Here is a 21176-nt window from a genome sequence, read left to right as displayed (position 1 = left end):
ATGAAAAAATTATTACTTACGGCACTTATTTCAACTTCAATTTTTGGTTTAGCTGCTTGTGGCGGGAAAGATAAAGATGAAAAGAAACTTGTTGTTGGTGCGTCTAACGTACCGCACGCTGAAATTTTAGAAAAGGCAAAACCGTTACTTGAGAAAAAAGGAATTGAGTTAGAAATTAAAAAATTCCAAGACTACGTATTACCAAATAAATCGTTAGCGGATAAGGATTTAGATGCAAACTACTTCCAGCACATTCCGTATTTAGAAAAAGAAATTAAAGATAAAAAATATGACTTTGAAGTAGCAGGAAAAATTCATTTAGAGCCAATTGGTGTATATTCTCAAAAATATAAGAGCTTAAAAGAACTTCCGGACGGTGCAACAATCATTATGAGTAATTCAGTTGCTGATCATGGACGTGGTTTAGCGATTTTACAAAAAGAAGGCATTTTAAAGATTAAAGACGGAATAGATCCAGTTAAAGCAACTCCAAAAGATATTGCAGATAATCCGAAAAATCTAAAATTCAAAACGGATATCGAGCCTGGTTTATTGCCACAAGTGTATAACAATAAAGAAGGCGATGCTGTTTTAATTAACTCTAACTATGCAATTGATGCAAAGTTAAATCCGGAAAAAGATGCCATTGCAATTGAAGGAAATGATTCACCGTACGCAAACATAGTAGCTGTTCGTAAAGGCGATAAAGATAAGAAAGAGATTAAAGCTCTTGTAGAAGTATTACATTCTAAAGAAATTGAAGACTTCATTAATAAAGAATATAAAGGGGCAGTTGTTCCTGTAAAAGAATAATTGCTGAAAAGGGCTGGTCTGATGCCAGCTCTTTTTCATAACTACATAACTATTGGGGAGAAGGGGACATCATATGAAAAAGATTCTATTGTCAGTTGTTACAGCGCTGTCTGTATTTACATTAGCTGCTTGCGGAGGGAAAGATGAGAATAAGCTTGTTGTTGGAGCTTCTAACGTGCCACACGCTGTTATTTTAGAAAAGGCACAGCCGATATTAGAGAAAAAGGGTATTAAATTAGAAATTAAAAAATTCCAAGATTATGTGTTGCCGAATAAAGCGTTAGCGGATAAGGAAATTGATGCGAACTACTTCCAACACATTCCTTACTTAGATAAAGAAATCCAAGAAAAAGGATATAAAATTGTAAACGCAGGAAAAATCCATTTAGAGCCAATGGGCATTTATTCTAAGAAATATAAAAGCTTAAAAGACTTACCAGATGGCGGGACAGTGATTATGAGTAATAACGTAGCGGAGCGTGGCCGTATGTTAGCATTGTTACAAAAAGGCGGCGTGATTAAGCTTAAAGATGGTGTAGATGTGGTTAAGGCGACAGTAAAAGATGTAGTCGAAAATCCGAAAAACTTAAAATTTAAAACAGATGTTGAACCTGGACTTTCACCGAAGTTGTATGAAAATAATGAGGGAGATGCTTTATTCATTAATTCGAACTATGCAATTGATGCAAAATTAAATCCAACGAAGGATGCAATTGCGATTGAAGGAGCAGACTCTCCGTATGCAAACATCATTGCAGTTCGTAAAGGTGATGAGAAGAAAAAAGAAATTAAAGAGCTAGTAGAAGTGTTACATTCAAAAGAAATTCAAGATTTTATTAATAAAGAATATAAAGGTGCTGTACTTCCAGTAAGTGAATAAATATAAGGAAAGGACTGGGAAATTACCAGTCCTTTTTTCTTTATATAAATAAGAAGAAAGGTGTATCATAGAAAGATGTAAAGGAAATACTTATATACATTTGTGAAAAAACGGTTACTTTTTTTCGTCGTTTGCGATATCATTTTATTTGATATAAAATTAGAATGAGAATAAAATGAGAATATGAACGTTTTAGGAATTTTTAAAATGTATATATAGGATTAATGGAGGTATTGAGATGGCTGGTTCTACATTAACGGTTAAAGACTTACACGTATCAATTGACGGCAAAGAAATTTTAAAGGGTGTAAACCTTGAAGTAAAAGGTGGAGAAATCCACGCAATTATGGGACCTAACGGAACAGGTAAATCAACTTTATCTTCTGCAATTATGGGTCACCCAAAGTATGAAGTAACAGAAGGTAGCATCATCATTGACGGTGAAGATGTATTAGAAATGGAAGTAGACGAGCGCGCACAAGCGGGTCTATTCCTAGCAATGCAATATCCAAGTGAAATTAGCGGAGTAACAAACGCTGACTTCTTACGTTCTGCAATTAACGCACGTCGTGAAGAAGGCGATGAAATTTCTCTTATGAAATTTATCCGTACATTAGATAAAAATATGGAATTCCTAGAAATGGATCCAGAAATGGCACAACGTTACTTAAACGAAGGTTTCTCTGGTGGAGAGAAAAAGCGTAACGAAATTCTTCAATTAATGATGATTGAGCCAAAAATCGCAATCTTAGATGAAATCGACTCAGGTCTTGATATCGATGCATTAAAAGTTGTATCTAAAGGTATTAACCAAATGCGCGGCGAAGAGTTCGGTTGCCTAATGATTACGCATTACCAACGCTTATTAAACTACATCACTCCAGACTTCGTTCACGTTATGATGAACGGTCGTATCGTTAAATCTGGTGGCCCTGAGCTTGCACAACGTCTAGAAGCTGAAGGTTACGACTGGATTAAAAAAGAATTAGGTATTGAAGACGAAACAACAGAGCAAGAAGCGTAAGAGAGGAGCATAAACATGACAATCGGTACATTACCTTTCGATCAAGAAACAATCCGTCAACGCGCAAGCGAAGTAAACGAAGCTGCTTGGTTGACTGAGTTCCGCTTACAAGCTCTTGCACAAGCAACAGAACTTCCAATGCCAACGCCTGATAAAACGAAAATTGAAAAATGGGACTTTATCGGAAAAGGCGACGCTGCTAAGCAAGAGCCTGTAAGTTCTTTAACAGAGCTTCCAGAAGCAGTGAAAAACTTAATCGATGAAAATAACAGCGTATTAGTGCAACGTACTGGTACAACTGCGTTCGTTTCTTTAGCAGACGAAGCAAAAGACAAAGGTGTTATTTTCACAGATATCGTAACAGCTGCAACAGAGCATGCTGAACTACTACAAAAGTATTTAATGAAAGACGGCGTGAAAGTAGACGAGCATCGTCTAACTGCACTTCATGCTGCATTAATCAACGGCGGTGCATTCGTATATGTTCCGAAAAACGTTGTTCTTGAAACTCCACTTCAAGCTGTATTCTTAGTAGACGGCGAAGAAGCTAACGTATATAACCACGTATTATTCGTAGCTGATGCGAACAGTACTGCAACTTATGTAGAAAACTATGTTGCAAATGAAAATGCTAAAGGTATTGCAAATATCGTAGCAGAAGTAATCGTGGAACAAGGCGCACAAGTGAAATTCGGTGCGGTTGATCTATTAGCAAAAGACGTAACAACTTACGTTAACCGCCGCGGTGTTGTTGGACGCGACGGCCGCATTGATTGGGCTCTAGGCCTTATGAATGATGGAAACACAATTTCAGAGAACGTTACGAACTTAATGGGCGACGGTTCATATGCTGATACGAAAACAGTAACAATTGGCCGTGGTAACCAAACACAAAACTTTACAACTAAAGTTGTTCACTTCGGTAAACACTCTGAAGGTTGGATTTTAAAACACGGTGTACAAAAAGATAGTGCAACATCTATCTTTAATGGAATTGGTAAGATTGAACACGGTGCATCTAAATCAAATGCACAACAATCTTCTCGCGTTCTTATGCTAGACGAAAAAGCTCGCGGTGATGCGAACCCAATTCTTTTAATTGATGAAGATGATGTTATGGCAGGTCACGCAGCTTCAGTAGGCCGCGTAGATCCGTACCAATTATACTACTTGATGAGCCGTGGTATTCCAAAACGCGAAGCAGAACGTTTAGTCATCCATGGATTCTTAGCACCTGTAGTTAATGAGCTTCCAATTGAAGGAGTAAAAGCACAGCTTGTTGAGGTAATTGAAAGGAAAGTTCGCTAATGAATATTCATGAAATACGCAAACAGTTTCCAATTCTTGATCAAAAAGTGAACGGCAAACAACTTGTTTATTTCGATAGTGCAGCAACTTCTCAAAAACCAATTCAAGTCATTGAAACGTTAGAACGTTACTATAAAGAATATAATTCTAACGTGCATCGCGGTGTTCATACGCTCGGTACGAAAGCTACCGACGCGTATGAAGGTGCACGTGAGAAAGTTCGCAAGTTTATTAACGCGAAATCAATGGAAGAGATTATTTTCACGCGCGGAACGACAACTGCATTAAATACAGTAGCAGCTAGCTATGGTCTTGAAAATGTAAAAGAGGGCGATGAAATCGTTATTTCTTACATGGAGCACCATAGTAACATCATTCCGTGGCAACAAGTTGCGAAGAAAACTGGTGCAACTTTGAAATACCTTCCGCTTCAACCAGACGGTACAATTTCTTTAGAAGATGTTCGTCAAACTGTTACACCGAATACAAAAATCGTTTCTATTATGCAAGTATCAAACGTACTTGGAACGATTAATCCTGTAAAAGAAATCGGAGCAATCGCACACGAAAACGGAGCAATTATGGTCGTTGATGGTGCACAAAGTACACCTCACATGAAAGTGGATGTACAAGATTTAAACTGTGATTTCTACGCATTATCTGCTCATAAGATGTGCGGACCTACAGGTATCGGCGTATTATATGGTAAGAAAGAATTGCTAAACAATATGGAGCCAATTGAATTTGGTGGTGAAATGATTGATTTCGTAGATTTACAAGAATCTACTTGGAAAGAGCTTCCGTGGAAGTTTGAAGCAGGTACACCGATTATCGGTAATGCAATCGGACTTGGTGCGGCAATTGATTTCCTAGAAGAAATTGGTCTTGATAATATTGAAAAGCATGAGCATGAATTAGCGCAATACGCTTTAGAAAGACTATCAGAAGTAGATGGCGTTACAATTTATGGTCCAAAGCATCGCGCTGGTCTTGTTACATTTAATATTGAAGACGTACATCCTCACGATGTAGCGACTGTATTAGATGTAGAAGGCATTGCAGTTCGCGCAGGACATCACTGTGCACAACCGCTTATGAAGTGGCTAAAAGCTTCTTCAACAGCACGTGCGAGCTTCTATTTATATAATACAAAAGAAGAAATTGATACATTTGTTGAATCGCTAATCAAGACAAAGGAGTATTTCACAAATGTCATTTAATAATTTAGATACGTTATATCGTCAAGTTATTATGGATCATTACAAAAATCCTCGTAACCATGGCGTGTTAGAAGATAGTGTTACCGTTAACTTGAACAATCCAACTTGCGGCGATCGTATTCAACTTACGATGAAAGTAGAAGAAGGTATTGTGCAAGAGGCGAAGTTTGAAGGCGAAGGATGTTCAATCTCAATGTCTTCAGCTTCAATGATGACACAAGCAGTAAAAGGTAAGAAAATTGAAGAAGCACTTCAGCTTTCGAAAATTTTCTCTGACATGATGCTAGGAAAAGAGTACGATGACAGCATCGATTTAGGAGATATTGAAGCATTACAAGGCGTATGCAAGTTCCCTGCACGTATTAAATGTGCAACATTAGCGTGGAAAGCGTTAGAAAAGGGCTTAAACGAAGATAAGTAATGTTAAAGGTTCCTAAAAATGAGGTTATCTAAGGAGGGACACACCAACATGGCGAAGCAACTGCCAGATATCGGCGATTACAAATATGGTTTCAAAGACAAAGACGTTTCGATTTTCCGTGCTGGACGCGGTTTAACAAAAGAGATCGTTGAAGAGATTTCACGTATGAAAGAAGAACCACAGTGGATGTTAGACTTCCGTTTAAAATCACTGGATAAGTTCTATGAAATGCCAATGCCACAATGGGGCGGCGACTTAAACGACTTAGATTTCGATGAAATTACGTACTACGTAAAACCATCTGAGAAATCTGAGAAGTCTTGGGATGAAGTACCTGATGAAATTAAAGCAACATTTGATAAATTAGGTATTCCAGAAGCTGAGCAAAAATATTTAGCTGGTGTATCTGCACAGTACGAATCTGAAGTTGTATACCACAACATGAAAGAAGACCTAGAAGCTCTAGGAATCGTCTTCAAAGATACAGATAGCGCATTAAAAGAGAACGAAGATATTTTCCGTGAGCATTTCGGAAAAGTAATCCCACCAACAGACAACAAATTCTCTGCATTAAACTCTGCAGTTTGGTCTGGTGGATCATTCATCTACGTTCCAAAAGGTATTAAAGTTGATACACCACTTCAAGCGTATTTCCGTATTAACTCTGAAAATATGGGACAATTCGAGCGTACGCTTATCATCGTAGACGAAGGCGCACACGTACACTACGTAGAAGGTTGTACAGCACCTGTTTACACTACTAACTCACTTCACAGTGCGGTAGTAGAAATCATCATTAAAAAAGATGCGTATTGCCGTTATACAACAATCCAAAACTGGGCGAACAACGTATACAACCTAGTTACAAAACGTGCGGTTTGTGAAGAAAACGCAACGATGGAATGGATTGATGGTAACATCGGTTCTAAATTAACGATGAAATACCCAGCAGTTATCTTAAAAGGCGAAGGCGCTCGTGGTTTAACATTATCAATCGCGATTGCTGGTAAAGGCCAACACCAAGATGCTGGTGCGAAAATGATTCACTTAGCACCAAACACGTCTTCAACAATCGTTTCTAAATCGATTGCGAAGCATGGTGGTAAAGTAACTTACCGTGGTATCGTACACTTCGGACCAAAAGCGAAAAACTCTCGCTCTAACATCGAGTGTGACACGTTAATCATGGATAACCAATCTACATCTGATACAATTCCTTACAACGAAATCAAAAACGATTACGTTTCACTTGAGCACGAAGCGAAAGTATCGAAAGTATCAGAAGAACAATTATTCTACCTAATGAGCCGCGGTATTTCTGAGCAAGAAGCTACAGAAATGATCGTAATGGGCTTCATCGAGCCATTCACTCGCGAACTTCCAATGGAATACGCAGTTGAAATGAACCGTCTAATCAAGTTTGAGATGGAAGGTTCTATTGGTTAATAGATAAAGTAGAAGCGCCCTGCTGTGCAGGGCGCTTTTTTGTTTTGCGGATTTGTCTTGGCTTGGGAGAGGATACCCGGGTGGGTGTTCAGCTAAATATATCAACGATTTTTCAAATATATCGATCATAAACGGGAATATATCAACGATTATTTCAATATATCAACGTTTCGACAAGGAATATCGATTTGTCGACAAGATAAGACAAAAGAAAATCCTCACATACCCCAAACATTTTATAAGAACAGAGAACGACTAGGTTTAAGACAAAGATACTGACAAATCCACTTGAACAACCACCCACTGAATTCTCTATTAAACTTTTTGACAAATCCACCCCTCCCTCCACTATCTGGAATTCTTTCCTGCATTAGCAAAAGTTTCTCATATGAAAAGGACAATCTTTTGCTTTTTCCCTCAATGCGAGTACAATGTAAAATAGCAAGAAAAGACGAAAAGTATTTACAGGATTATTGCGTACGCGTAGCGTAAATGGCAGTAAGGAACTGAGAGGAGGTTTTTTCTCTGAATATAAATAAAGAAACAATCATCCACCTTTATCATACAAACGATATACATAGTCATTTTGAAAATTGGCCGCAAATTTCTCGGTTTGTTCTAGGGGAGAAAAAGCGAAGACAGGAAGCGGGAGAGACTGTTTTGACGGTTGATGTCGGTGATCATGTGGATCGTTTTCATAGTATTTCGGAAGCGACAAATGGCCTTGGGAATACGAAGCTTTTAAATGAGGCGTTATATGATTATGTAACGATCGGAAATAATGAAGGCATTACGTTAGCGAAGGAGCATTTGAATCGTCTATATGATGATGCTGGATTTGAGGTGCTCGTTGCGAATTTATTTGAAAAAGAAGGGGTACGTCCAGCGTGGGCGAAGCCTTATAAATTGCACACAACGACGGATGGGATTACCATTGCTTTTATCGGATTAACGGTAGCTTATCCAGAGTTTTATCATATGCTCGATTGGCATATTGAAGATCCGCTTATCCATTTAGAGTCTATTTTAGAAGAAGTGAAAGATGAGGCACATATTACCGTTGTCCTATCTCACCTTGGAAAAAGTATGGATGAGTATATGGCAGAGCATTATGATATAGATGTTATTTTAGGTGCACATACGCATCATTTATTTGAGCGTGGTGTTCTACTGAACAATACTTTACTTTGCTGTTGTGAAAAGTGGGGACGTTACGTTGGCCACGTTCAGCTTACTGTGGATAAAGAGACGAAGAAGTTGTTGGAAAAGGACGGTAGAGCGATTAAGACGGAACGGTTAGGTGCTTATAGCGAGCCGTTATCCACAATTGAAATACTGCAGGAAGAAAGTAATCATATAATGGCAGAGCCTGTCGTTCATTTAAAAGAGTCATTACTGGTTGATTGGTTTCAGGAGACGCCGTTTTCTCATATGTTAGCAAGTGCGCTGAAAACATGGTGCGATGCAGAGATTGGCATGGTGAACGCCGGTGTACTTCTTGAAGGGCTAGAAGAGGGTGTTGTAACGCGCGGAGATATTCACAGAATTTGTCCACATCCAATTAATCCGTGTGCTTTGAAAGTTCCAGGAAAGATATTAAGAGAAGTTATTTTGAAAGCACGTAAGCCGAATATGGAGAATCTTGAGGTGAAAGGATTCGGATTTCGGGGAAAAGTGATGGGGAAAATGATTTATGCTGGTGTAGAAGTCATTCCAGATACGATTCCTGGCAATAAAATTTTATTAGAAGATGTATTGATTAACGGCGAATCGCTGGAGTTAGACCGTATATATACGGTAGGAACAATCGATATGTTTACGTTTGGATACTTATACCCAGAGCTATCCACACTTTCTGGCAAACAATATTATATGCCAGAACTACTTAGAGATGTGTTAACGGATATGTTAATAACTCATACAACTTCCGTTAAACTATAGGCTAGTTAACTTGTAACACTCATTTTTCTCTTGTCATACAGATAAGAAAGAGAGGAGTGTGAACTATGGTTAATGTGGAGCCAATTATAATTGATAATTATACGTTTATTGCGGTTAGCGTGAAACTTCCAAAGACGAATTTGCTAGCTGTAATGAGCGATAAAGGATATATTATGTGTGGTGCATTAGATGTAGGTCTTTTAAATGAGAAATTAGGTGATCGAGGAATTATTGCTGGCCGTGCGGTTGGTGTAAGAACGATTGAACAACTTCTTGAAGCGCCACTAGAATCGGTAACGACTGGAGCTGAAGCGTTAGGCATTCCAGTAGGAACGATTGGAAAAGAAGCATTATTAAAAATGAGATAAGCATATATCGTCCCTCCTTCTTGCATAGAAATGATATAAGAAGGAGGTTTTTTTATGAGTATATTTCGCTCGAAAAACTCGCGGTTTCGAAGGGGACCTATTGCCTTTCGGTATATACTGCTTATGTCGTTTATTCTTTTTGTTATATTACTTACGCAAGGGTTGTGGATTGTGAACAGCAGCATTCAGCCGACCTTAATTAAATATGGGGAAGTAGAGACACATAAAATGGCGACAGCAATTATGACGAAGGCGGTAAAGGATAGAATTAATGAAGGATTCGATGTCGATTCATTAATGAAAGTACAGAATGATAAAAACGGAAAAGTATCCACAATTAATTTAAATACGAAGCAAGTAAATGAAATCGTAACGTCAACGACCACGTACATAGAAAAATATTTGCAACAAGTAGAACAAGGGAAGTTGAAGGAGCTAGGTATTTCTGAAAAAAACGGGGCGACTATGGCAGTTCCTTTTGGACGTGTAACTGATAATGCACTTCTTGGTAATATAGGACCAGATATTCCGATTCATTTCACGCCAATTGGGCATGTGAATACAGATATTAAACAAAAAATTGAGCCGCATGGAATTAATACTACAGCGATTCAAATTGTTATGGAAATGGAAGTAACATTGCAAGTAATTATTCCATTTCATACGAAAGAGATAACTGTGAAACAAAATGTTCCGATTGCGACGCGTATCGTTCAAGGGGAAGTGCCTACGTATTATGGAAGCGGAAGTGTTGCTGTACCTGATAAAAAGAAAACAGATAGTTAGTTGCATATAAAGTGAAACTCGGCTGAGCCGGGCTTTTACTGGATAAAAAATAACCGTAGCAATGCAGCTACGGTTATCTTTTTGTATTTGCTCGTTCTTTTCGTTCCCAAAGGCTTAAATGCATGTATGGATCGAAGGCCCATTCTGTATAGCCATTGTCTTTATATATGCCAAAATGTAAGTGGGGTGGGAATTTTCCGGCTGTACCAGGAGGTCCATAACCAGTGCTACCAACAAATCCAATTACTTTTCCTGGCTCAACAATTTGTCCAAGCTGTATTTCTTTTGAGAACCCGCCTAAATGAGCGTAATAATGGTAATTGTTATGAAGGTCACGAATACCAATGCGCCATCCACCAAGGCGGTTCCAGCCTTTTGTTTCAATAATGCCATAGCAAGTAGATCTTACTGGTACACCATAGCCTGCGAATATATCGGTTCCTTCATGAACTCTTCTTCCCCCAAAACTTCTTCCAGCGCCGAAAGTACTACGGTAGCTATGGTCACTACGAATCGGAAGAGGAAAAGCATTTCCTTCTAAATTAATACGTCCATAATGTTTATAAATTTGGGCGTATTCAGTAATTAAATCAACTGTTTTTGCACGTCTATAATATTCCCAAAGCATAATTTTAATACGGTCTTCTGACGTTCCTTGTTTCCTTAAAATAGTCGCTGCGGTATGCAGAAGATCACGGTCGCTATTTGCATTTGCAAATCCATCTTTGTCACCATCTAAACCTATTCCGCCAAATAGAGAAATTGTATGGGGGAGAGTATCGTTACTATTAACAGGTCCAGCCCATATTTCTGGTTTGAAATAAAGGGAAATGATGGCATCTGGTTTTTTTGGAATATCTTTTCTTACGCTCCGTATATTTCTTTCATATTGATCCATTGCAGCTAAGTAATACCATGGAATGCCTGAAGACTGCTCGGTTTTTTTATATAGTGCCATGCGCTTTTCGTATATGCTTTGCTGATTATCTTCACCGTAAGCGATGTTTTGGTGGAGAAGAAAACAAATAGAAAGCAAAAGAGAAATTTTTCGAAGCATGAAATAGACTCCTTTCACAACATCACTCTTTTTAGTGTGGGATATACGGAGTATTTCATTATAGGGAACGATTGGAAAAAATCTTAGAATCTTCATTTGAGCAAATCGCTTTCATACGTTAGAATAGATATGTTACATTGAAAGAAGCGAACACGGTAAACTATTTCATATTGTGCGGAGTTGATAACCATGACAAAACAAACAGAATATAAGCGCAAGCCCGAATGGTTGAAAATTAAGTTAAACACGAATGAAAACTATACAGGCTTAAAGAAAATGATGCGTTCTAAGAATCTTCATACCGTTTGTGAAGAGGCAAAATGTCCGAATATTCATGAATGCTGGGCTGTAAGAAAAACAGCAACATTTATGATTTTAGGTGCGGTTTGTACACGTGCTTGTCGTTTTTGTGCGGTTAAAACAGGCTTACCAACTGAGCTTGATTTACAAGAACCAGAACGCGTAGCAGATTCAGTAGTACAAATGGGCTTAAAGCACGTTGTTATAACAGCGGTTGCACGTGATGATTTAAAGGACGGCGGAGCAGCTGTTTTTGCTGAAACAGTACGAGCAGTACGTCGTAAAAACCCATTCACGTCTATCGAAGTATTACCATCTGATATGGCTGGGGTAGAAGAAAACTTAAAAATGTTAATGGATGCAAAACCAGATATTTTAAACCATAACATTGAAACAGTACGTCGATTATCTAACCGAGTTCGCGCTAGAGCAAAGTATGACCGTTCATTAGAGTTTTTACGTCGAGCAAAAGAAATGCAGCCTGATATTCCAACTAAATCGAGCATTATGGTCGGCTTAGGTGAAACAAGAGAAGATTTAATTGAAGCAATGGATGACTTACGTGCAAACAATGTGGATATTTTAACTCTTGGACAATATCTACAACCATCTAAGAAGCATTTACCAGTTATTAAATATTATCCACCAGCAGAATTTGCAGAGCTTAAAGAAATTGCACTTAGCAAAGGATTTAGCCACTGTGAAGCTGGCCCACTTGTGCGTTCTTCTTACCATGCGGACGAGCAAGTACGTTCTGCAAAAGAAAAAACAGCAGAAGCTAAATAATGAAAAAAGAGAGCTAACGATCAGCTCTCTTTTTGTTTGTACTCTAAAACGGTATTTGTACATGTTAATAAAATCTTTTTTAATTCTTCTGTGGATAATTCAATTGTAAATTCAGGTACACCAGGTGTAATTAAAATTTTATCGTACGTATAAACGGAACTGTCCACAATAATTGTTACTTCTTGTGAATAACCAAAAGGAGCTACACATCCTGGAGTACAGCCAGTTTCCATTCTTAGTTCATCAGGAGAACAGAGCGATAAGCGTTCTCCCGTTATTTCTTTCATCTCTCCGCGGTTAAGCCGATTTCCTTCTAACGTAAAAAACACATAAAAATTTCCAGATGTTGATTTTAAAAATAAGCTTTTACTTGGAGTACCTTGTAAGCCAAGTCTTTCACGTACAATCCGATCTGTCTCATAATCGAGTACCGGTTCGTGTTCGAACTTTTCATAAGAAACATTTGTTTTATGTAGTAGAGCAAGTACGTCTTCGTACATATGAAATAATACCCCTTTCTATTGTTAGAACAGTCTCTTCTCGTGGCGTCAACTGAATGTTTTGGAAAGGGATATTACTTGGACGATGCTTCCCATAAGCGTGTTATGATACATTGTTCGTCGATTGTAATTTCGTAAATATCAGGATTCGTTAAATTTCTCCATTCATTAAAACCAATCGTATGATCAAAATGCTTTAAAATGAGTGTAAGTAAATTGCCATGTGTAACAAGTAGTGTTGTCGTATGGTTTAATTGTAAAACGTCTTGAATAAGCGATATGGCACGGTCTGTTGCTTGTTTTGTGGACTCTCCGCCTAAGAAGGCAATATCTATGTTCGTAAAAGTGGATTCTAGTTTTTGCATCCAATCATCCATTGGAACGTTGCTCAATATGCGTTCAGTTAATCGTTCATCTTCTTGGATAGATAAGTTAGCTTGGAGCGCATAGGGCCGAATGGAATCGATAGCTCGGACAAATGGGCTTGAAATAATATGATCGATTTGTAGAGTATTTTCTAAGAGGAATGTGGCAAGGGTATTTGCTTGGTCTTTTCCATCGGTCGTTAATTCAGCATCACATTCTTGCCCAGTTGCTGAACAATGTCGTATTAAAATAATTTTCTTCATAATTCATCCCCATCTTTCAAGTTGACGCTATATACTTCGACAAATGTGGAAATAATTCCTTTTTATTGGAAACAGCATATGGATTTAAATATGTGGAAAAGTAATGTGGATAATAAAAAATTGAGGTGCAATGATGAAAAAAATGATATGTATCGTATTCATTATTTGTTTTCTTGCGCAATTGTCCACAACATATGCAGAATCCAACCGAAAACTAAATTATCCAAGCAATCAAAATAAGTCATTTGTGAGTGAGGATGCTTTTTATAAACAGTTAGATAAGAAGATCTATAAAGAATACAAAAATGCAGCATATAGTGTTCGGAAAAAAATCTTATTTAAAGAAGTGCCTGATGAAGAATTTTCTTTCCTACAAAAAACAGCTGTCGGTTGTCGAAGTAGAGTGGTGCTTCAAGATTTTTTTGTTCACCCTGATCGCCAAGTTTATTTTTTCGCTTCTTTTACTCAAAATGAAGTAGAAGCGTTTCATAAGTACATCGTTATAGATGCAGAAACAAAGAGGGAGCTGCAAGAGGGCAAAAGTTATCATCCATATAAAAAATAAACCACCAATTTTGGTGGTTTATTTTTTACTCCGGTACACTCATTAATTTCTCTTTCATTTTGCGAATAAGAACGACAGCGCCAATTGTACACAGAAGTGTAATTCCTTCGGCAACGAAGATGTTGATTGTTTTTGTTTGGTAAAGTGCCGCGAAAAAGTCTACAAATGCGTGGAATAGTATAGCGTATACTAGGAAGATGTATTTCTTCTGTTTTACTGCGTATAAAACAAGCATTGTAAAGGCGATTTGAAGCACGAGTGCCATAATTCTTTCTAAGCTACCAAGGAAGTATAAGTAGGCAGGTTGCTGAATTAACATGTCCTGTAAAATGCTGAGATCGGGTTTTTGTTCAATCAGTCGAGCGAAGCTACCATCGTTAATAGAATTAGCAAAAATTAATGCTTGTAATGCAGAAAAACCGCCAATTAAAATAGATTCAATTCCGCCGTGACCAATTCCATAAGCGAAGCCATCTTTATATTCTAGATATTTTTTTAGTAAGAAGAAGAAGGCAACGAAGCGTCCTAATTCTTCAAAAATACCAGCAGTCAATCCGCCATAAATTGCGAAGACAAACGGATTTTCTAAAAATGGAGCGATTGTTGGATTACCGCGCATAAATAGGTGGAATGGTGTTTCAAGAATTTGGGTGAATCCGATAAAGATAAGAACACCAACGCCGACCACTTTCCAATTAATATTATATTTTTTACGGAAATAAACGAGTACGATAATTGGGACCAGAATCGAGACAATGAGTTGAAAAATGATGCTGGCAATTACAGTATTTGAAACCATACTTTCACCGCTTTCTAATATATGTACATATCTATTATGCATGAAATAGGGGAGAGATGAAACTTTTAGAAAGAAAATGAATTTACTTATTGACTCTAACGTTGCGTCATACTTTATCGTATGTACTAAGGGGGAGATACAAATGACAATGAGAGTAAAAGAAGTAGCTGATTTAGTTGGAATTAGTGTGCGCACACTGCATCATTACGATGAAATTGGGTTGTTAACCCCAGATGAGACGACAGAGTCTGGATATCGTCTGTATTCCAATGAAAATTTAGAGACATTGCAGCAAATTTTGTTTTTTAAAGAGCTTGGCTTCCCTTTGAAGAAAATTAAAGAGATTATCATGAGTCCATCATTTGATCGCGAAGAGGCACTACAGCTTCATAAGAAGATGCTTCTTGAAAAGCGTGCCAGATTAGATAAGGTGATTGCGACGATTGATAAAACAATTCAGCATACAAAAGGAGAGATTGAAATGACGAATAAAGAGAAATTTGAAGGATTCGATTTCAGCCATAACCCATATGAAGAAGAAGCACGTGAAAAATGGGGAGATGCAGCTGTAGATAAAGCGAACGAATATGCAAAAGGTATGTCAAAAGAGAACCAAGAGGAGTTTAATGCTATTTATAGAAATTTAGCAACGCTTAGACACGATGCACCAGATTCTAAAGAGGCGCAGGCAGCTATCAAAGTATGGTACGATTACTTGCAAAACTTTAGTCACTATTCATTAGACGCTTTTAAGGGACTCGGTCAAATGTACGTCGCTGATGAGCGCTTTACGAAAAATATCGATAAGTTTGGCGAGGGGTTAGCGCAGTTTATGTGTGATGCGATGGAGATTTATGCGGATCGTAATAAAAAATAAAAAGTAAAACAGGTGGAGGTTCTCTCCACCTGTTTTACTTTTTAATCATATTATTTAAAGTCTGATCCCCCGTATTGTTCAAATGAGGATTTTTACTCATTTCACGTTTTAGCATATCGAGGCTTTGCGTATATTCTGTATCATTTAATGCGCCAGATTGAAGCCCTTGAATTTGAGAAATCAACTTTTGGTCTGTTGATACATATGCTTTATAATAGCGAGGGACGATGGACAAAGCGGTTTTATATACTTGATCTGCTACGAGTTTTGGATCCGTTGTGTTTGCACGGTATACAACAAATACTTCATCATCGGTAACGAGTGTAGCAGCGTTTGTAACGTCAGGAAGTTTGACTGTCATGCTTGTAATCATTTCAGCGACCTTCTCGCGATTAATGGCCCCTACTTGTTTGTTAGATACTTCATGTTTTTGTTTAGATGAATAACCGACTCTTGTGAGCCTTGTATTTGTATTTTCTGTATGATACATGTCGTTTTTATTGGAAACAAGAACACGGCTTCCTTCTTCGCGCTCCATTTCGGCTTTATTATTTGTTTGGCAGCCTGCAAATAAGGAAAGAGTGAGAAGGGAAAGTAAAATTTGTTTTTTCACGATGTATCACCTCCTTCTCCATAGCATGTACTAATTTGCAATTTTTTGTATTTGAAATTGTTGGTTGTTATGCTTTGTGATACGATAAAAAGAAGAATGCTTAGAGAGGAAGTTAATGATGGAGCAAAAGCAAGAGCAAGAGATTCATGCTACGGTGAGCATTAATAATGTTCAGTACGAAGTAATTAAAAACTTTCGTGACGGTTTTAGTGAAGAAGCATTTAAAGAGCGCTATGCAGAAATTTTAAATAAATATGATTATATCGTTGGAGACTGGGGATATGAGCAACTTAGATTGCGCGGATTCTTTGATGATAGTAACCAACGTGCGACATATGATACGAAAATTAGTACGTTAACGGAGTATTTATACGAGTACTGTAACTTCGGTTGCGCACATTTTGTATTACGAAAAGTGAAGAAATAAAAAAATCCTCTTACAATTGTAAGAGGATTTTTTGCATATTTTTGCTTACAAACAAATCGAGATATGATCGCCTTCAGAAAGTATTGTATTTGGCTTCATTTGTTGTCCGTTCAATTGAATATCCCCATTTTTAATTTTATCCACAATGCGTGTACGGCTCCAGTCGGAAATATATGTGGATAAGGCTTTATCGATGCGGTGGGAACCGAAAACAATATCTAATACGATCGTGATTTCGGTTATGCCGCTTTCTTGATGTTGCGTAATGGAAATGGTAGTAGTTGTTTCTGGCTGATCCTGCTGCGTCATATCGACTGTTTCAACGTGATCAGTAAATGCTTTATAAATACGAAGTTTTTGATTCCACGTATGGTCTTTCGGACATTTATAAATGGCAAAGCGGTATATGTTTTTTCCGTTGGCGTTATGCCTACGAATATTTGTGTCGGTAAATAGGGTAGTACGTCTGCAATTTTTACAATATTTTTCGATTGTGTTTTGCTCGTTTTCATATAAACTCCAAGAAAGTTGTACTTTCTGCATTTTCCTTCACCTCTTATAGTAGTGGTAAAGGAACGTAATACAGCTATTTGGATGTCTTGTAGTATGAAGGCATGAGAAAAAGACAAGAATAAAAGGAGGTCCCCAAAGAGGAACCTCCGTAAACATCATACTACAGATGCAATACGCTCCTTTGTAATGGGAATGGGCAGACTACTCCCTTGAAAAAGCACGGTGCTTTTTTGAGAGTAATGCTATCCAATTGCTGGTCCATTACAAAGTAGTTGTTGGCATACGTAGATAACGTCCTTTCTATCCAAATAGATTTATTCTTAATTATAACACAAAAGATTGAAAATTCTAAATACTCGTGATGGAAAAACACCAGCTAAAATAGCTGGTGCATACGATAAATTATATAAGTTCAAATAAAAATGAGCGTAATTCTTCTGCAATTTCTTCAGTCATAGAAAATGCGTGCTCTAAGTAGCCTGGTTCGTTTAAATCGTCAGCACCGATAATTGCAAATTTATTACTTTGCATATCAAGTACAATTGTTTTACCGTAATGACGATCGGAGTATAAAAGCGCTAAATCGTGACGCTCATTTTCTCCCATAAAGCTAACGAAACGAGTTTTTGTAGCGACAGTGTCGTCGTACAGAAAGAAACGTTCTTCCATACACATGGCTCCTTTATTAAATATCTAAGTTTAAGTGTGGTTTATGATCTAAATGGTGATGCGTTTTAATGAATCGTACTGTTCTTGTTTTGTAACGCATTACGATAGAGTATGTTTCAGCTAAATCTCCGCCAAGGAATTTAACACCGTCTAATAACTCACCAGCAGATACACCAGTTGCTGAGAAGATTGCATCATCCCCAGATACTAAGTCATCTAACATAAGAAGTTGACGAGGGTCTTCTAATCCCATTTCACGACAACGAGCTTCTTCTTCTTCGTTCATTGGAACTAAGCGAGCTTGCATTTCACCTTCAAGGCACTTTAATGCTGCTGCAGAAATAACACCTTCTGGAGCTCCGCCAATACCTACGAATAAGTCGATACCCGTTCCAGGTAGTGCTGTTGCGATTGACGCACCAACATCACCGTCACCAAATAATTTTACGCGTGCACCTTTTGCACGAACACGGTCAATAATATCTTGATGACGTTCACGTTCTTGAACGATAACCGTTAGATCACGAATCTTTTTATTGTTAGCTTCTGCTACAATTTCAATTGTTTTTTCAATTGGATCATCTAAGCTAATTTTACCAGCTGCTTTTGGACCAACCGCGATTTTTTCCATGTACATATCAGGAGCATGAAGAAGGTTCCCTTTGTCTGCGATTGCAATAACTGCCATTGCATTTGCAAGACCTTTTGCAACGATGTTTGTACCTTCTAATGGATCAACGGCGATGTCTACTTCCGGACCGTTACCTGTTCCTAGTTCTTCACCAATATACAACATCGGTGCTTCATCAAGTTCTCCCTCACCAATTACAACTGTACCTGCCATGTTTACTGAATCGAACATATCACGCATTGCTGTAGTTGCTGCATCATCTGCTTCATTTTTCTTTCCGCGGCCCATCCACTGTGCGGATGCTAAGGCTGCTGCTTCTGTTACACGGACAATTTCTAGTGCGAGTTCACGTTCCAAGATTCCATTCCTCCAATTTCAAAAATCATACAAATATAACTATAACAAATAACGGAGAAAAGGTGAATTCGAAAAATTGTCGATTTTTTCAGAAGAAAGCGTTACAATTAAAATGTAAATGCTTTAATTTCCAGGTAGGTGACATTCATGTATTTTGTAGACAGAAAGAAAATAGAACAAATGCTAGTATGTTTAGAACGAGCAACAAGTACATTTCAAGAGAAAAAGATATATGAAACCGAGTTTGAATTTTACGCATTAGAGCGCATAGCCCATCTGATTATTGATACTGTATTAGATGTAGGAAATGCGATGATTGATGGATTTATTATGCGCGATCCAGGAAGCTATGAAGATATTATTGATATTTTAATGGACGAGCGAGTGATAAGTGAAGAAGATGGACAAGGGATGAAAGAAATTATCCTTCTTCGAAAGATGCTTACGCAAGATTATATTCAAATGAATCATGACGAATTATATAAGACGATTCAAAAACATATTGCAGTGGTAGAAAAATACCCAGCAAATATTCGCAGTTATTTAGAAAAGGAATTAGGACCTGTATCTGCATTTGTACCAGAATAATTATGCTTATAAGATCCCCAGAGAATGCCTTTTGGGGATCTTATATTGTATGTGAGAAAGAAAAGGGAGAAGGGTGAAGTATGGGGGAAGCACGTACTACGAAAGACGAGATTGTACAATTGTTGAAAGTAAAGGGAGAGCACACAGTAGCTGAACTAGCTGATGTTTTAGAGATTACAGAAATGGCAATCAGAAGACATTTAAGTAATCTTGAGAAAGACGGACTCATTTATTCTAAGATGGTAAGGCAACATGTCGGAAGACCAACTTATTTGTATGGATTAAGTGAAAAGGGAGAAGATACATTCCCGAAAGAATATAAGCAATTTGCGATTGATATGTTAGAAGATTTAGCTCGAATGGGCGATGAAAAAATACTTCGTTACGTTTTAAAAGAGAGAACGAAGCGAATGGAAGAACAGTTGCAAAAGAGAGTAAGTAATCAAAAGAATTTAGCATATAAAGTGCAAGAGATAGCAGCTATGCAAGAGAAAAATGGTTATATGGTTCAAATAAAGAGAGATGGAGAGAACTCTTTCGTAATTGAAAAACAAAACTGTCCATTAAAAGAAATTGCAGAGAGATTCCCGCAAGTATGTGAAGATGAAAAAGAGATGTATAATCGTTTATTTACGAACGCAGAAGTGAAAACGCTAGCAAACATGTGCGAGGGCGATTGTAGTTGTTCTTACCAAATAAAAGAGAAAAAATGAACGTTATGGGGCGCTTTAAGGTAAAGCGTTTTTTTCTTTGGAAAAAGCGGGTAATATAAGAGTGGTATGATAGGTGAGAACGTTAGCATAGAAGGAGAGACATAATGATGTATAAAGGTTACTTAATTGACTTAGACGGTACGATGTATCGCGGAGAAGAACAAATTGAAGAAGCGAGCGACTTCGTAAAAGCTTTAGGAGAGCGCGGCATTCCTTATTTATTCGTTACGAATAACTCAACGCGTAAACCAGAACAAGTGGCAGAAAAACTTGTTCGTTTCGATATTCCAGCGAAAGCAGAGCAAGTATTCACAACGAGTATGGCGACTGCGAACTTCATTTATGAACGTAAACAAGATGCAACTGTATATATGATTGGTGAAGAAGGCTTACACGATGCACTTGTGGAAAAAGGATTTGAACTTGTGGATGAAAATCCTGATTTCGTTGTTGTTGGTTTAGATCGTGACATCACATATGAAAAGTTAGCAAAAGCGTGTCTTGCTGTGCGTAATGGTGCAACGTTTATTTCCACAAATGGGGACATTGCCATCCCAACTGAGCGCGGGTTATTACCAGGTAACGGTTCATTAACATCGGTTGTAGCAGTATCAACAGGTGTGGATCCAATCTTTATCGGAAAACCAGAATCAATCATTATGGAACAAGCTTTAAAAGTTCTTGGTATAGGAAAAGATGAAGCATTAATGGTTGGGGATAACTATGATACAGACATTTTAGCAGGAGTAAATGCTGGTATGCATACGCTTCTTGTCCACACTGGAGTCACAACTGTGGAGAAGTTAACAGAATACGAAGTTCAACCGACGCAAGTTGTGCATAACTTGACGGAGTGGATTGAGAAGATGTAATGAAAAAAGCTGTTCCAAACTTTGGAACAGCTTTTTTTATTTCGTTGTGACTAGTATCGATTTTTGTCGGTAA

At 37.8% G+C, this 21176-nt stretch carries 25 protein-coding genes; 17 read left to right on the top strand and 8 right to left on the bottom strand.

Translation table 11 applies throughout. From position 1 onward, the window contains the following. From metQ (IBT51_RS13305) to yunB, 10 genes are all read left to right on the top strand, one after another. Positions 1–813, top strand: coding sequence for a methionine ABC transporter substrate-binding lipoprotein MetQ (gene metQ, locus IBT51_RS13305; RefSeq protein WP_053563423.1), 813 nt, complete (start codon positions 1–3; stop codon positions 811–813). 73 nt (positions 814–886) lie between these two features. Next, positions 887–1693 carry a methionine ABC transporter substrate-binding lipoprotein MetQ gene (gene metQ / locus IBT51_RS13300; protein ID WP_000722397.1) on the top strand — a complete coding sequence of 269 codons (807 nt, stop codon included), beginning with the start codon at positions 887–889 and terminating at the stop codon, positions 1691–1693. 238 nt (positions 1694–1931) lie between these two features. Continuing rightward, positions 1932–2717, top strand: coding sequence for a Fe-S cluster assembly ATPase SufC (sufC, locus tag IBT51_RS13295; protein WP_000929163.1), 786 nt, complete (start codon positions 1932–1934; stop codon positions 2715–2717). Between the two features lie 15 nt (positions 2718–2732). After that, complete coding sequence (sufD, locus tag IBT51_RS13290) at positions 2733–4025, top strand: Fe-S cluster assembly protein SufD (RefSeq protein WP_000152173.1); 1293 nt, start codon at positions 2733–2735, stop codon at positions 4023–4025. Further along, on the top strand, positions 4025–5245 hold the full coding sequence (gene sufS, locus IBT51_RS13285; protein ID WP_001020767.1) for a cysteine desulfurase SufS: 1221 nt from the start codon (positions 4025–4027) through the stop codon (positions 5243–5245). The genes sufD and sufS overlap by 1 nt, the downstream gene beginning before the upstream one ends. Beyond that, positions 5235–5666 carry a Fe-S cluster assembly sulfur transfer protein SufU gene (gene sufU / locus IBT51_RS13280; RefSeq protein WP_000009523.1) on the top strand — a complete coding sequence of 144 codons (432 nt, stop codon included), beginning with the start codon at positions 5235–5237 and terminating at the stop codon, positions 5664–5666. The genes sufS and sufU overlap by 11 nt, the downstream gene beginning before the upstream one ends. A gap of 48 nt (positions 5667–5714) precedes the next feature. Further along, the gene (gene sufB, locus IBT51_RS13275) at positions 5715–7112 is read left to right on the top strand and encodes a Fe-S cluster assembly protein SufB (protein WP_001118824.1); all 1398 of its coding nucleotides are present in this window, start codon (positions 5715–5717) and stop codon (positions 7110–7112) included. A gap of 525 nt (positions 7113–7637) precedes the next feature. Beyond that, a complete protein-coding gene (locus tag IBT51_RS13270; RefSeq protein ID WP_234465762.1) occupies positions 7638–9053 on the top strand; it encodes a bifunctional metallophosphatase/5'-nucleotidase in 1416 nt (471 codons plus the stop codon). A 65-nt stretch (positions 9054–9118) separates the two neighbouring features. After that, positions 9119–9421: a YunC family protein gene (locus tag IBT51_RS13265; protein WP_000248467.1), complete on the top strand. Its 303-nt coding sequence runs from the start codon at positions 9119–9121 to the stop codon at positions 9419–9421. 54 nt (positions 9422–9475) lie between these two features. After that, positions 9476–10207 (top strand): sporulation protein YunB, encoded by a 732-nt coding sequence (yunB, locus tag IBT51_RS13260; protein ID WP_200458473.1) that lies wholly within the window; start codon positions 9476–9478, stop codon positions 10205–10207. 73 nt (positions 10208–10280) lie between these two features. Here yunB and IBT51_RS13255 read toward each other — a convergent pair whose 3' ends face one another. Next, positions 10281–11264 carry a M23 family metallopeptidase gene (locus IBT51_RS13255; RefSeq protein WP_200458474.1) on the bottom strand — a complete coding sequence of 328 codons (984 nt, stop codon included), beginning with the start codon at positions 11262–11264 and terminating at the stop codon, positions 10281–10283. 189 nt (positions 11265–11453) lie between these two features. Between IBT51_RS13255 and lipA the strand changes: the two genes are divergently transcribed. After that, positions 11454–12350 (top strand): lipoyl synthase, encoded by an 897-nt coding sequence (gene lipA / locus IBT51_RS13250; RefSeq protein ID WP_000166367.1) that lies wholly within the window; start codon positions 11454–11456, stop codon positions 12348–12350. 20 nt (positions 12351–12370) lie between these two features. Here lipA and IBT51_RS13245 read toward each other — a convergent pair whose 3' ends face one another. Together IBT51_RS13245 and IBT51_RS13240 are read right to left on the bottom strand one after the other, a co-directional pair. After that, positions 12371–12850 (bottom strand): YbaK/EbsC family protein, encoded by a 480-nt coding sequence (locus IBT51_RS13245; protein ID WP_000272751.1) that lies wholly within the window; start codon positions 12848–12850, stop codon positions 12371–12373. A 74-nt stretch (positions 12851–12924) separates the two neighbouring features. Next, positions 12925–13479: a histidine phosphatase family protein gene (locus IBT51_RS13240; protein WP_088022016.1), complete on the bottom strand. Its 555-nt coding sequence runs from the start codon at positions 13477–13479 to the stop codon at positions 12925–12927. A 133-nt stretch (positions 13480–13612) separates the two neighbouring features. Here IBT51_RS13240 and IBT51_RS13235 point away from each other — a divergent pair, with 133 nt between their 5' ends. Next, positions 13613–14044, top strand: coding sequence for a hypothetical protein (locus IBT51_RS13235; RefSeq protein ID WP_078401284.1), 432 nt, complete (start codon positions 13613–13615; stop codon positions 14042–14044). Between the two features lie 25 nt (positions 14045–14069). Here the strand turns inward: IBT51_RS13235 and IBT51_RS13230 are convergent, their stop codons facing one another. Next, a complete protein-coding gene (locus tag IBT51_RS13230) occupies positions 14070–14885 on the bottom strand; it encodes a YhfC family intramembrane metalloprotease (RefSeq protein ID WP_140155619.1) in 816 nt (271 codons plus the stop codon). Positions 14886–14985: 100 nt separating this feature from the next. Between IBT51_RS13230 and IBT51_RS13225 the strand changes: the two genes are divergently transcribed. After that, on the top strand, positions 14986–15720 hold the full coding sequence (locus tag IBT51_RS13225; RefSeq protein WP_000178777.1) for a MerR family transcriptional regulator: 735 nt from the start codon (positions 14986–14988) through the stop codon (positions 15718–15720). A 34-nt stretch (positions 15721–15754) separates the two neighbouring features. On the opposite strand, the gene IBT51_RS13220 is transcribed toward IBT51_RS13225, so the two are convergent. After that, on the bottom strand, positions 15755–16333 hold the full coding sequence (locus IBT51_RS13220) for a YhcN/YlaJ family sporulation lipoprotein (protein WP_089171934.1): 579 nt from the start codon (positions 16331–16333) through the stop codon (positions 15755–15757). 115 nt (positions 16334–16448) lie between these two features. Between IBT51_RS13220 and IBT51_RS13215 the strand changes: the two genes are divergently transcribed. Beyond that, on the top strand, positions 16449–16760 hold the full coding sequence (locus IBT51_RS13215) for a YutD family protein (protein ID WP_000970508.1): 312 nt from the start codon (positions 16449–16451) through the stop codon (positions 16758–16760). A gap of 45 nt (positions 16761–16805) precedes the next feature. Here IBT51_RS13215 and IBT51_RS13210 read toward each other — a convergent pair whose 3' ends face one another. The 3 genes from IBT51_RS13210 to glpX all read right to left on the bottom strand — a co-directional run bounded on the left by IBT51_RS13210 (position 16806) and on the right by glpX (position 18930). Further along, positions 16806–17303 carry a hypothetical protein gene (locus IBT51_RS13210; RefSeq protein ID WP_001174567.1) on the bottom strand — a complete coding sequence of 166 codons (498 nt, stop codon included), beginning with the start codon at positions 17301–17303 and terminating at the stop codon, positions 16806–16808. Between the two features lie 372 nt (positions 17304–17675). Next, a complete protein-coding gene (locus IBT51_RS13205) occupies positions 17676–17942 on the bottom strand; it encodes a DUF3055 domain-containing protein (protein WP_000392611.1) in 267 nt (88 codons plus the stop codon). A gap of 16 nt (positions 17943–17958) precedes the next feature. Next, positions 17959–18930, bottom strand: coding sequence for a class II fructose-bisphosphatase (gene glpX / locus IBT51_RS13200; RefSeq protein ID WP_000439090.1), 972 nt, complete (start codon positions 18928–18930; stop codon positions 17959–17961). A gap of 147 nt (positions 18931–19077) precedes the next feature. On the opposite strand from glpX, the gene IBT51_RS13195 reads away from it, so the two are divergent. From IBT51_RS13195 to IBT51_RS13185, 3 genes are all read left to right on the top strand, one after another. After that, a complete protein-coding gene (locus IBT51_RS13195) occupies positions 19078–19518 on the top strand; it encodes a DUF86 domain-containing protein (RefSeq protein WP_000274010.1) in 441 nt (146 codons plus the stop codon). A gap of 80 nt (positions 19519–19598) precedes the next feature. Beyond that, positions 19599–20231, top strand: a complete 633-nt coding sequence (locus IBT51_RS13190; RefSeq protein ID WP_000503349.1) for a helix-turn-helix transcriptional regulator — start codon at positions 19599–19601, stop codon at positions 20229–20231. A gap of 107 nt (positions 20232–20338) precedes the next feature. Further along, complete coding sequence (locus tag IBT51_RS13185; protein WP_000276470.1) at positions 20339–21103, top strand: TIGR01457 family HAD-type hydrolase; 765 nt, start codon at positions 20339–20341, stop codon at positions 21101–21103. Positions 21104–21176: the final 73 nt, after the last annotated feature.

The organism is Bacillus sp. S71 (assembly GCF_016625265.1).
Lineage (GTDB): Bacteria > Bacillota > Bacilli > Bacillales > Bacillaceae_G > Bacillus_A > Bacillus_A cereus.
Note: the sequence above shows the minus strand (reverse complement) of the source record. Positions and strands in the feature narration are given on the sequence as shown.

Bases quoted from the DNA above. Each gene is read 5' to 3' on its own strand.
- yunB (WP_200458473.1), top strand. From the start codon at position 9,476: ATGAGTATATTTCGCTCGAAAAACTCGCGGTTTCGAAGGGGACCTATT.
- IBT51_RS13240 (WP_088022016.1), bottom strand. From the start codon at position 13,479: ATGAAGAAAATTATTTTAATACGACATTGTTCAGCAACTGGGCAAGAA.
- sufB (WP_001118824.1), top strand. From the start codon at position 5,715: ATGGCGAAGCAACTGCCAGATATCGGCGATTACAAATATGGTTTCAAA.
- IBT51_RS13255 (WP_200458474.1), bottom strand. From the start codon at position 11,264: ATGCTTCGAAAAATTTCTCTTTTGCTTTCTATTTGTTTTCTTCTCCAC.
- IBT51_RS13190 (WP_000503349.1), top strand. From the start codon at position 19,599: ATGGGGGAAGCACGTACTACGAAAGACGAGATTGTACAATTGTTGAAA.
- IBT51_RS13185 (WP_000276470.1), top strand. From the start codon at position 20,339: ATGTATAAAGGTTACTTAATTGACTTAGACGGTACGATGTATCGCGGA.
- IBT51_RS13210 (WP_001174567.1), bottom strand. From the start codon at position 17,303: ATGCAGAAAGTACAACTTTCTTGGAGTTTATATGAAAACGAGCAAAAC.
- IBT51_RS13225 (WP_000178777.1), top strand. From the start codon at position 14,986: ATGACAATGAGAGTAAAAGAAGTAGCTGATTTAGTTGGAATTAGTGTG.
- IBT51_RS13265 (WP_000248467.1), top strand. From the start codon at position 9,119: ATGGTTAATGTGGAGCCAATTATAATTGATAATTATACGTTTATTGCG.
- IBT51_RS13215 (WP_000970508.1), top strand. From the start codon at position 16,449: ATGATGGAGCAAAAGCAAGAGCAAGAGATTCATGCTACGGTGAGCATT.
- IBT51_RS13235 (WP_078401284.1), top strand. From the start codon at position 13,613: ATGAAAAAAATGATATGTATCGTATTCATTATTTGTTTTCTTGCGCAA.
- IBT51_RS13245 (WP_000272751.1), bottom strand. From the start codon at position 12,850: ATGTACGAAGACGTACTTGCTCTACTACATAAAACAAATGTTTCTTAT.
- lipA (WP_000166367.1), top strand. From the start codon at position 11,454: ATGACAAAACAAACAGAATATAAGCGCAAGCCCGAATGGTTGAAAATT.
- sufC (WP_000929163.1), top strand. From the start codon at position 1,932: ATGGCTGGTTCTACATTAACGGTTAAAGACTTACACGTATCAATTGAC.
- IBT51_RS13230 (WP_140155619.1), bottom strand. From the start codon at position 14,885: ATGCATAATAGATATGTACATATATTAGAAAGCGGTGAAAGTATGGTT.
- IBT51_RS13205 (WP_000392611.1), bottom strand. From the start codon at position 17,942: ATGGAAGAACGTTTCTTTCTGTACGACGACACTGTCGCTACAAAAACT.
- metQ (WP_053563423.1), top strand. From the start codon at position 1: ATGAAAAAATTATTACTTACGGCACTTATTTCAACTTCAATTTTTGGT.
- IBT51_RS13195 (WP_000274010.1), top strand. From the start codon at position 19,078: ATGTATTTTGTAGACAGAAAGAAAATAGAACAAATGCTAGTATGTTTA.
- sufU (WP_000009523.1), top strand. From the start codon at position 5,235: ATGTCATTTAATAATTTAGATACGTTATATCGTCAAGTTATTATGGAT.
- metQ (WP_000722397.1), top strand. From the start codon at position 887: ATGAAAAAGATTCTATTGTCAGTTGTTACAGCGCTGTCTGTATTTACA.
- sufD (WP_000152173.1), top strand. From the start codon at position 2,733: ATGACAATCGGTACATTACCTTTCGATCAAGAAACAATCCGTCAACGC.
- sufS (WP_001020767.1), top strand. From the start codon at position 4,025: ATGAATATTCATGAAATACGCAAACAGTTTCCAATTCTTGATCAAAAA.